8 protein-coding genes are annotated in these 10,577 nt (G+C 59.9%); 5 read left to right on the top strand and 3 right to left on the bottom strand.

From position 1 onward, the window contains the following. From ACODR9_RS22085 to ACODR9_RS22065, 5 genes are all read left to right on the top strand, one after another. The coding region (locus ACODR9_RS22085; protein WP_488812416.1) for a putative Ig domain-containing protein at positions 1–1,172 on the top strand (1,172 nt) is incomplete at its 5' end. 62 nt (positions 1,173–1,234) lie between these two features. Further along, positions 1,235–2,752, top strand: coding sequence for a TolC family protein (locus ACODR9_RS22080; protein ID WP_488812414.1), 1,518 nt, complete (start codon positions 1,235–1,237; stop codon positions 2,750–2,752). Beyond that, a complete protein-coding gene (locus ACODR9_RS22075; protein WP_488812412.1) occupies positions 2,749–3,510 on the top strand; it encodes an efflux RND transporter periplasmic adaptor subunit in 762 nt (253 codons plus the stop codon). Before ACODR9_RS22080 ends, ACODR9_RS22075 begins: the two co-directional genes overlap by 4 nt. A 7-nt stretch (positions 3,511–3,517) precedes the next feature. Beyond that, the gene (locus ACODR9_RS22070) at positions 3,518–4,852 is read left to right on the top strand and encodes an efflux RND transporter periplasmic adaptor subunit (RefSeq protein ID WP_488812410.1); all 1,335 of its coding nucleotides are present in this window, start codon (positions 3,518–3,520) and stop codon (positions 4,850–4,852) included. Positions 4,853–4,854: 2 nt separating this feature from the next. Further along, a complete protein-coding gene (locus ACODR9_RS22065) occupies positions 4,855–6,963 on the top strand; it encodes an efflux RND transporter periplasmic adaptor subunit (RefSeq protein ID WP_488812408.1) in 2,109 nt (702 codons plus the stop codon). A 131-nt stretch (positions 6,964–7,094) separates the two neighbouring features. Here the strand turns inward: ACODR9_RS22065 and ACODR9_RS22060 are convergent, their stop codons facing one another. From ACODR9_RS22060 to ACODR9_RS22050, 3 genes are all read right to left on the bottom strand, one after another. Then, positions 7,095–8,465, bottom strand: coding sequence for a DEAD/DEAH box helicase (locus ACODR9_RS22060; protein WP_488812406.1), 1,371 nt, complete (start codon positions 8,463–8,465; stop codon positions 7,095–7,097). A 361-nt stretch (positions 8,466–8,826) separates the two neighbouring features. Beyond that, complete coding sequence (locus ACODR9_RS22055) at positions 8,827–9,615, bottom strand: hydroxypyruvate isomerase family protein (protein WP_488812404.1); 789 nt, start codon at positions 9,613–9,615, stop codon at positions 8,827–8,829. Further along, positions 9,609–10,571, bottom strand: a complete 963-nt coding sequence (locus ACODR9_RS22050; RefSeq protein WP_488812402.1) for an NAD(P)-dependent oxidoreductase — start codon at positions 10,569–10,571, stop codon at positions 9,609–9,611. Before ACODR9_RS22050 ends, ACODR9_RS22055 begins: the two co-directional genes overlap by 7 nt. Positions 10,572–10,577 lie beyond the last annotated feature (6 nt).

Here is a 10,577-nt window from a genome sequence, read left to right as displayed (position 1 = left end):
GCTACACACTGCCTGCGGCCCTGGCCGACGGCAGCCACAGCATCCAGGCCACTGCGACCGATGCGGCTGGCAATGTTGGCACCTTGGCTACGGCATATAGCATCACGGTGGATACTGTGGCACCACAGGTTCAATCGATCACACCGCTGGACCCGACTTCAACCAGTGCCAGCAGCGCCCGCTATGATGTGGTGTTCAGCAAGGCGATCAGTGGCCTGACTAGCGATGCATTCAGCCTGATCAGCAGTGGCACTGCCCGTGGCCAGATTGTCTCGGTGACGGCTATCAGCAGCACACATTACATCGTGACCCTGTCCAGCCTGGCGGGGGATGGTTCACTAGCATTGGCAGTCAAGCAGAATGGTGCCAGCGATGTGGCAGGCAATAGCAATGCACAGCAGTTTGTTGCGTCGGCTTATCAGCTGCTTTCGCCGGTGGTGATTACGCCTTCGGCACCAAGCCCGACTCCGGTTCCCGAGCCGGACAGCACTGCCACCATCATCAATATTGGCACCATCACGCCGAATATCGTGCTGGCTGCGGTCAGCGGCACCGGCCTCCCCGTCAGTACCGCAGGTACGACGTCGGCACTCACCGGCGTTCCGGGCATTCTTGGGCAAACAGCAGGCCCCATCCCGTTTGGTCAGGACCACTTTGTCCCGTTGCCGCTTGAGCCCTTTGGCAGCAGCCATGTCAATCCATCCTTCGTTTCCAATCAGACCGGCAGCAGCGGCCCCGCCTTGCAGGTGATGCCGGACTTGGGTATCCAGCAGCTGCAAGCCGGGCAAGGCTTCGCGTTCAGTTTGCCGCGCAGCACGGTGCTTACGCAGGGCTCGGACGTTGTGCTGACTGTACAGGTTCGCCAAAGCAATGGTCAGCCATTGCCTGCCTGGCTGAAATTTGACCCGCAGACTGGCCGTTTCAGTGGCACACCACCCACCGGCTGGGATAAGTCTTTGTCACTGGAAATTATCTTCAGTGATCAGCAAGGCCATCGTGGTGTGACGCATATCAAGTTGAATTCCAAGCAAGGCCAGCGTGCTGCTGCTGTGGAGGAAAACAAGGTGGCAATGGCAGGCAAACCGGCCTTGCATGAGCAGTTCCGCCAGCACGGCAAGCTGTCTTTTGACGAGCAGGTGGCTGAATGGCTGCAACAGGAAGATGTGGTCTGAGAAGGCCAAGCCGGAAACAAATCAACAATGTGCAATCAAGCATCAGTTCCAGGGGGGATACTATGACTCGACCAACTAAATGGCACACATCCTGGGCTTTCCCGGTGCTGGCCGCGCTGACCATGCTGGCATTGACAGGCTGCGCCGTCAGCCCGGCACCAATGAGCCTGAGCGACCGGCAAGCCACACTGCAGGCAGACCGGCAGAACATGTTTGGCCATCAGGAGCCGCTGAGCGGACCGGTCAGCTTGCAAGAAGCCATGGCGCGCGCCCTCAAGTACAACCTGGACTACCGGGTCAAGTTGATGGAAGAGGCCATGGCGCAGCGTCAGCTGGATTTGTCCAGCCTGGACATGCTGCCCAAGCTGGCAGTGGCGGCTGGCTACACGGCCCGCAACAAGGATAATGCGTCCTCATCGCAAAATGTTGTCACCGGCGAGCAATCCCTGGTGCCGTCTATTTCCTCCGAAAAGCGCAGCAGTACGGCAGATCTCAGCCTTAGCTGGAATGTGCTGGACTTTGGCGTCAGCTATTACACCGCGCAGCAACAGTCTGATCGCGTGCTGATCCTGCAACAGCGCAAGCGCAAAGTGGCGCAACAGTTGATCCAGCAAGTCCGTGAAGCATGGTGGCAAGCGGTTGGTGCGCAGCAGCTGGAAACTCGCATTGATACCTTGCTGGCCGAAACCAACCGCGCTCTTGACGATGCGCGCCAGGTGGAAAAGCTCAAATTGCGTGCGCCGCTGGAAATGCTGAACTACCGTCGCCAGCTGCTGGATGTCATCCGCCAGATGGGCATGGTGCGCAATGCACTGGCCCAGGCCAAGCCAAGGCTGGCCTCCATCATGAATGTTCCGCCGGGTACCGATTTCAAAGTGGCGGCTCCCAATGGCCTGCCCAGCCCGGAATTGAGCATCAAGCTTGAACAGATGGAAGAAATGGCTTTGCTGAGCCGCCCCGAGCTGAATGAGGCACGGTACAACGAACGTATCAACGTGATCGAAACCCGCAAAGCCATCGCCAAGCTGCTGCCGGGGCTGGAGTTCAGCGTTGGCCAGCACTACGACAGCAACAAATTCCTGGTGAATAATTCCTGGAGTGATGCCGGTTTGCGTGTCAGCTGGAACCTGCTGAATCTGTTTAGCGCCGGGCCCATCACCAAGGCCGCCGATGCCCAGTTGCAAGTCGCCCAGGCTCAGCGCATGGCCCTGAACATGGCGGTACTTACCCAGGTGCACGTGGCCTACCTGGACTGGCAGGGCAAGTCCCGTCAGTTTGCCCAGGAGCAAGAACTCAATGACGTTGAACAGCGCATCTACCAGCAAAACCGCAATGCCACCGATAGTGGGGTGCAAGGCCGCTTGCCTGCGATTCTGGCCGATGCCAATGCGGTATTCTCCACCCTGCGCCTGTATCAGAGTTATGGCGATCTGCAAAACGCCTATGGCCAGATGGCCTCCAGCCTGGGCCTGGATTCATTGCCGGAAAGCACCAGCAGTTACGAACTGCCCGCTTTGACCGCCGCTTTCCAAGGGGCGGAAACACATTGGCAAAGCCAGGTTTCCGGGAGCAAGCAATGACACGAGCGGCAAGCCATGCTGTGGCGTGCTTGCTGATTTCGGCAAGCACGCTGGCGGCAACACCGCCATCCAAACCACTGGCCACCCCGGTGGGCATCAGTAGCGACGGTCGCATTCGCGTGCAGCTGATTGCACGCAATGCCGTTACCTTGTCTGGCGAAATTGCCGCCAAGATTGCGGCCCTGCCGGTACCGGAGGGCGGCAGCTTCAGCAAAGGGCAGGCGCTGGTGCAATTTGACTGCGGCAGTTATCGGGCCCAGCTGCGCAAGGCCCAGGCCTCGCTGGAGGCGGCCACCCAACTGCTCAAGGTCAACAACCAACTGGCCAAGCTAAATTCGGCAGGCGCGCTGGACATTGCCCAGGCAGAGGGAAAGGCAAAGGAAGCCGCTGCCGATACCAGCTATATGCAAACCCTGGTGGGCAAATGCGTCATCAGTGCGCCGTTTAATGGCCGGGTGGCACGGCGCATTGCCGCCGTGCATCAGTATGTCAGCCCGGGAAATCCGGTACTGGATATCGTTGATTCCGGTGCCCTGGAGCTGCGCATGCTGCTTCCTTCCAAATGGCTGACCACGCTCAAGCCCGGCAAAAAATTTACCGTGAGTGTGGACGAGCTGGGTAGCAGTTTCCCGGCCCGGATTGAACGGCTGGGGGCGCAAATCGACCCGGTAAGCCAGTCCATTCTTGCGATAGGCGTGATCGAGGGGAATGGGTCCAGCCTGCTGCCAGGGATGAGCGGCTGGGCCAGCTTCAAGTAGGACATTTATGGGTCATGCGGATAGAAGCCGGGAGTTAGCCGGCCTGTTACAACTGCTGCACCGTGCGCGGGATGCCATCAGCGCAGAGCAGTTGGGATTCATCATCGTCAACGAAAGCCAGCAACTGCTGCCTTACCGGCAGGCGGCATTATGGCGGGAAGGCAGCATCCGCCACGTTGCCGCGCTATCCGGCCTGGCCGAACTTGACCCCACGGCACCCTATATGCAGTGGCTGTCGCAGTTGTTCCGGCATTTGGCGGCAAGGCCAGAGGCCGACGACAGCAAGCCGGACAGCCTGCGGGTCGATCCCCATGCACTCCCGCCTGCCTTGGCGGAGGAATGGCAGTCCTGGCTGCCTGCCCATGCACTCTGGTTGCGGCTGGGGGAGCAGGGGGCCTGCCTGTTGGCCCGCGACATGCCCTGGAACGACTACGAATGCAAGCTGGCAGAAGAGTTGGCACATGGCTACGGGCATGCATTGCTGCGCTTTGCCCCGCGCCACAACTGGAGAGAGCAGGCCGGCCAATGGTTGCGTCCCGGACGCAAGCAGCGGCGCTTGTTGCTTGTTCTGCTGCTGCTGGCCTGCCTGCCGATACGGCTTAGCGTCTTGGCCCGTGGCGAAGTTACACCGCAAGATCCGGTATTGCTGCGCGCACCGCTAAGCGGCGTTATCGACCGCATTCAGGTTCAGCCCAATCAACGGGTAAAAGCGGGAGATGCCTTGTTCGACCTGGATGCAACCACCCTGGCCGGTCAATTTGCCATGGCCGCTGGTGAGCGTGATGCCGCACAGGAAAGCTTTCGCGCCAGCGCCCAGCTGGCCGTGACCGACGACAAGGGCAAGCTGGCCATGGCGCAGGATCGTGCCAAGCTGGAAGAAAAAAGCATCGCCGCAGAATACACCGGGCTGGAACTGCAACGACTGCACGTTACCGCCCCCAATGCGGGGGTGGTGGTGTTTTCCGACCGCAACGACTGGCTGGGCAAAGCGGTAACCCTGGGTGAAAAAGTCATGACCCTGGCCGACCCGGCACATGTGGAGCTGGCCGCCTGGCTGCCCGCCGCCGAAGCGATCGATGTGGCACCCGGAGGCAAGATCACCCTCTACCCCAATGCCTCGCCCACCGAGTCTTATGATGCGGAAATCACCCGCGTTGCCTACAAGGCAGAAGCGGTGGAAAACGGCTTGCTTGCCTATCGCTTGCAAGCACGCTTCCTCAACAACAGCAAACCAAGACTAGGCCAGATGGGGACTGCCCGGGTTTATGGCAACTGGGTGCCACTCATTTATTACGCCTTGCGCCGCCCGCTGACGGCAGCCCGGCAATGGCTGGGATGGTGAAGATGAAAACCACCGTCCTGCCGGCATTGCGTCAGGAACTGACGCTGTACCCTGGCCCGACACAATCCGATGGCTCACCCAGCTGGACGTTGCACGATCCGAGCGCCAACCGGTTTTACCAGCTAGGCTGGGCCAGTTTTGAAATCCTGTCGCGCTGGTCGCTGGGTGACGCCACCGCTGTGCTGCAGGCCGTCAATCAGCAAACCACGCTGCAGCTGGGTAGCGAAGACCTTGATGCCGTACTGCTGTTCCTGTCGCGGCATCAACTATTGCAAACAACGACCGCCGAGCAAAGCAACTGGCTGTGGCAGTTGCACGAAGCCAACCGCCCCAGCCATGCCATGTGGCTGCTCAAGAACTACCTGTTCTTCCGGATTCCACTGGTACGGCCAGAAGCGCTGCTCAAGCGCTTGCTGCCCTGGACCACCTGGCTGTTTCACCCCCGTTTCTGGCTGCTCATGGGCGGTGTCTTGTTACTGGCGCTGGCATTGGTATCGCGGCGCTGGGACGAATTTACCCATACGTTTTCCGCTTATGGTGGTGTGGGTGCTGCAATCGGTATTGGTCTGTCGCTCAGCCTGGCCAAAATCCTGCACGAAATGGGGCATGCGCTGGCGGCACGGCACTTCGGCTGCCGGGTTCCGGCCATGGGTGTTGCCTTCCTGGTGATGATGCCGGTGCTCTACACCGACACCAATGACGCCTGGAAACTGGACAAGCAGCGCCAGCGGCTGCTGATTGGCGGCGCAGGCATGCTGGCCGAGCTGCTGCTGGCGGCCTGGGCCACATTGTTATGGAGTTTTTTGCCGGATGGCCCGTTGCGGGCCGGCGTGTTTCTGCTGGCAACCACCACCTGGCTGGCCACGCTGGCCATTAATGCCAGCCCTTTCATGCGTTTTGATGGTTACTTTCTGCTGGCCGACTACCTGGGACTACCCAATTTGCACAGTCGTGCCTTTGCGCTGGCGCGCTGGCAACTGCGCAAAACCTTGCTGGGGCTGGACGACCCAGTACCAGAACACTTTCCGAAAATGCGCCAGCAGGGGCTGATCCTGTTTGCCTGGGCCACCTGGCTGTATCGGTTGGTGTTGTTTCTGTCGATTGCCTTTTTGGTCTACCACCTGTTTTTCAAGGCCGTTGGCTTGCTGTTGCTGGCGGTGGAGCTGGGATGGTTTATTGCCCGTCCCATCGTCAGCGAGCTGAATATCTGGTGGCAGCGCCGCCAGGAATTGCACTGGTGCAGGCAAAGCCGCCGCAGTACCGTGCTCTTGTTGTCACTGCTATTGGTCCTGATCTTGCCCTGGCAACAGGAAGTGGCCAGCCCCGCCGTGCTAGGTGCCCTGCAATCACAAGGCCTGTATGCGCCGTCCTCCGGCGAGGTAGCAGAAACGCTGGTGCACGATGGTCAGCAAGTCAGGGCAGGCCAGGTTCTGGCACGCTTGCGCTCGTCAATACTGGACGCACAGCTGGCGCTGGCCAATGCCCGCGAGCGAGACCTGGCCTGGCAAGTCTCACAACAGGCTTTTGACCCTGAGTTACAGCGGCATGGCCCCGTATTGCAAAAACAATGGCAAGTTGCCCAAGAGCAAGTAAACACCTTGCGCCAACAACAGGCCAGGCTGACATTGACCGCCCCTTTTGCTGGCCGAGCTGTGGATATCAGTGAAGCACTGCATACCAAAACCATTGTGGCCGAGGGGGAGCATCTGTTGGATGTGGTGGGCCCGCACGGTGTCAAAGGCGAGGCCTTTGTTGATGAAGCCGCCTTGTCTGGCCTCAAGCCCGGTTATATCGCCCGTTTTGTCGCCGATGGTGGGGAATTTGCCAGCGTTCAATGCCGCCTGGGTGTGATTGACCGGCTGAACCTGCCACTACTGGATCAAACGCTACTGGCTTCCAGCTATGGTGGCCCCATTCCCACCGAACAGCGCGAACACGGGCTAAAGCCCTTGTCCGCCATTTTCCGTGTCAGGCTGGAGCAGTGTGACGATCAGGACGCTCCACTAAGAGAACTTGCCGGGTTGGCAAGATTACAGACAGAACGTTACAGCGTGTTGGAGCGTGGTGTCCGGCAATTGCTCGCCATCCTGCGTAAAGAAGCGGGGTTATAAAAACTGCTGCCTGCCGCCAAGGGCCGTGGTGCCGGTGTTTACTTCATGCCCATGCGACGGGCAAAAAAAAACTACCGCTTCCTGATGTGGAGGCGGTAGTTTTGATGAGTCTGATTTAAATAGACTGGCGCTTAGTCAGCGCGCTGGGTGCTGCGCTGGCCTTGGCTGCTGCCGGCAGAGCGCGGGCTGCGACGGTCGTAGCTGCCGCCGCCATTGCCACCAGTGCCACGACCATAGCCGCCTTCGCGACGCTCGCGACCATAACCATTGCCGGTGCTGCTACCGCTGCCACGACGCTGGCCTTGGCCCTGCGCACCGTAACCACCCGGCTTGCCGTTGCGACGCGGGCCTTTCGGCGGGCGACGGGTCGGTTCCAGGCCTTCGATCACGCCTTCGGTGATCTGGCGCTTCAGGTATTGCTCGATACGGCGAACCTTGTGGAATTCTTTCGATTCCGCCAGGGTGATGGCAGTACCGTCACGACCGGCACGACCGGTACGACCGATACGGTGTACGTAGTCTTCAGCCTGTTTCGGCAGGTCGAAGTTCACCACGTGGGTGATGGTCGGTACGTCGATACCGCGCGCAGCAACGTCAGTGGCAACCAGGATTTTGATACGACCGCGACGCAGGTCGTTCAGGGTACGGTTACGCCAGCTTTGCGGCATGTCACCATGCAGGCAGGCGGCGGAGTAGCCCTGATCGGACAGCTTGTCAGCCAGCTCTTCGGTGTAAGCCTTGGTGGCGGAGAAGATCACGCACTGATCAAAGCCCGATTCTTTCAGGATGTGATCCAGCAGACGATGCTTGTGGTTCAGGTCGTCAGCGTACAGCAGGTGTTCTTCGATGGTGCCGCCGGAAGTTTCGGTACGGGCGATTTCGATGCGTTGCGGATCGCGGGTAATCTTTTCAGCCATGCGGCCCACGGTGCCATCCAGCGTGGCGGAGAACAGCACGGTCTGGCGGCTTTCCGGGGTGGCCTTGACGATGGTTTCGATGTCTTCGATGAAGCCCATGTCCAGCATGCGGTCGGCTTCGTCCAGTACCAGCATTTCCAGACGGGAGAAGTCAACACGGCCAGAGCGCATATGGTCCATCAGACGGCCCGGAGTGGCCACGATCAGATCGATCGGGCGGGACAGGGCGCGAGTCTGGTAGCCGAAGGAAGCGCCGCCAACCAGGCAGGCGGTTTTCATCCAACGCAGGTCCTTGCCGTATTCCAGGGCGTTCTTTTCTACTTGCTGAGCCAGTTCGCGGGTCGGGCACAGAACCAGAACGCGCGGGCCTTGGCCCTTGCCGGTGGAGCGCTCGGACAGCTTGGTCAGCGCCGGCAGCAGGAAAGCGGCGGTCTTGCCGCTACCGGTTTGGGCGGAAACCAGCAGGTCGCGGCCAGCAATGGCAGCGGGGATGGCTTCGGCTTGTACGCCGGTGGGCGAGGTGTAACCAGCAGTTTCGAGTGCGCGCAGAATAGTCGGGGCAATGCCCAGATCGGAGAAATGCATAATGTCCTTTCAAACCGGAATAGAGCCGGTGTCGCTTGGCCAGGAGATGTGGCGGTTAGCAGCCTCATTCAGAGGCTGTCGGTCATCGGCACCAACCTGTGCAAGCGGCGAACAGCAGTCCAGTCAAAAGAGACACTACGTGGACGAAGCCTGGGATATCGGTCAGGGACGATGAAGTATCACGCCAGCATGCTTGCTGATTCCTGCAAAAGCTGCTGGCGGAAATGGAAATCAGAAGGGTTCGCACTTTACGGTAAAAAACGTGCGTTTGCAAGCTGTTTTTGCAAAGTGCTTGGCTAAGTGATTGATTCACCGCCAGGTGATGTCGCAAAAAGAGAAAAATTGCATATTTCTGCAATATTCAGCTGTGCCGGCCATTCATGGCTTGCTTTGCCAGTAATGGTTGTAGCCATTGCACTGCACCATCGGTATCGCGATATTCCGCACCACTCCAGTAGGCATAGGGCAGGCTGGCAAGCTGTGCGAACAGCGCGGCGAAATCCAGTGTGCCGCTGCCAGGGGCTCCGCGACCGGGGAAGTCGGCAAACTGCAGATGGCCAATGCGCGGCCAGTGCTGCGCCAGCAAGGCTGCCAGTGGTTCGCCCATGCGTGCCATGTGGTAAAGGTCGACTTGCCAGAAAAGGTTGGGGTGATCCGGCAGTTGCTGCAATTCATCGACCGTGCTGATGAGAAAACCCGGCATGTCATGGCGGTTGATGGCTTCCACGGTGCAGCGGATCTGCTGCGCGGCCAGCGCAGTGGCCGCCAGTTGCAAATTGGCGTGCAGGGTATCCAGTGCCTGCTGGCGGCTGCAGCCTGCGGCCAGGCGGCTGGGCAGGATATTGACGGCTTCCACATCCAGCTGCGTGGCGTAATGCAGGCATTGTTGCAGGCCGCTGGCGAATTCCGCTTCTTTGCCGGGGGTGCTGGCCAGCCCGGTACCACCTTGCATCAGGTCACCGGCGGGGGCGTTGATCAGTACCAGCTGCAACTGATGCTGACTCAGCCAGCCTTGTAGCTGTTCCACTGTGTGTTCATAGGGAAACTGGATTTCCACTGCTGCAAAACCGGCGGCACGGGCGGCGGCAAAGCGCTGCGGCCACGGCAGGTGGCTAAACAGCATGCTGAGGTTGGCGCAGAGCTTCAACATGATTTGGTTTCCTGATTCTGGTCCTGATACAGCTGAATGACGCTGCTAAGGTCGGCCATGGCGTGGCCTTGTGCGGCATGCAGGCGCATCAGCTGGCTGGCCAGTGCCGCCAGCGGGGTGGCGGACTGGCTTTGTCTGGATAGCTGACCGGCGTTGTCCAGGTCCTTCAGCAAGGTGGCCACCTTCCACTGCACCGGCTCGGCCTGGCGCGCAGCCATGCGCGGGGCCAGTATCTGCAAGGGTAGGGAGTCGGCAAAGCCGCCAGCCAGCGCCGCTGCCAGCAGGCTGGCGTCCACGCCATTGTGCTCAGCCAGAGATACCGCTTCGGCAATCAGCATGGCATTGGCCGCCACAATCAGTTGATTGCAGATTTTGGTCACCTGTCCGCTACCGACATCGCCCATACGGGTAATGCGTTGTGACAAGGCCTGCAAGGGCAGGCTGGCGCGCTGGATGTCGGCCTGGCTGCCACCGGCCATGATTACCAGGCTGCCTTGTTCTGCACCTTTAACCCCGCCGGATACCGGCGCATCCACCCAGCTGGCGCCCTGTTGCTTTGCCTGCGCTGCGCAGCGGCGAGTGGTGTCCGGGTCGATGCTGGACATATCGATGATGAGCTGCCCGGCGCGCAAGACAGGCTGTAACTGGGTGATGACGCCTTGCACTGCAGCGGCATCGGCAATGCACAGCATCAGGATGTCGCTGGCAGCAGCCAGTTCAGCCAGCGAGGTGGTGGTTTGCATGCCTTCGGCACCAGCCTGCTCCAGCTTGTCCGGCGAGCGGTTCCAGACGGTGAGCGGGAAGCCGGCCGCTTGCAGCCGCCGACACATGGGCAAGCCCATCAGGCCCAGGCCGATAAAACCGATTTTTTCCATGGTGCTAGCCTTTGTCACAAAGCGGGATGGCGAAATTCTAGTGGCATGCTCGTCGTGGCGTCGAGTCTTGAGCGATGGCATGAAAAA

Source organism: Aquitalea sp. FG25, from assembly GCF_057809375.1.
Note: the sequence above shows the minus strand (reverse complement) of the source record. Positions and strands in the feature narration are given on the sequence as shown.

What these genes read in the sequence shown, in the direction of transcription:
- ACODR9_RS22080 (WP_488812414.1), top strand. Translation starts at nt 1,235, where the DNA reads ATGACTCGACCAACTAAATGGCACACATCCTGGGCTTTCCCGGTGCTG.
- ACODR9_RS22075 (WP_488812412.1), top strand. Translation starts at nt 2,749, where the DNA reads ATGACACGAGCGGCAAGCCATGCTGTGGCGTGCTTGCTGATTTCGGCA.
- ACODR9_RS22070 (WP_488812410.1), top strand. Translation starts at nt 3,518, where the DNA reads ATGGGTCATGCGGATAGAAGCCGGGAGTTAGCCGGCCTGTTACAACTG.
- ACODR9_RS22065 (WP_488812408.1), top strand. Translation starts at nt 4,855, where the DNA reads ATGAAAACCACCGTCCTGCCGGCATTGCGTCAGGAACTGACGCTGTAC.
- ACODR9_RS22060 (WP_488812406.1), bottom strand. Translation starts at nt 8,465, where the DNA reads ATGCATTTCTCCGATCTGGGCATTGCCCCGACTATTCTGCGCGCACTC.
- ACODR9_RS22055 (WP_488812404.1), bottom strand. Translation starts at nt 9,615, where the DNA reads ATGTTGAAGCTCTGCGCCAACCTCAGCATGCTGTTTAGCCACCTGCCG.
- ACODR9_RS22050 (WP_488812402.1), bottom strand. Translation starts at nt 10,571, where the DNA reads ATGCCATCGCTCAAGACTCGACGCCACGACGAGCATGCCACTAGAATT.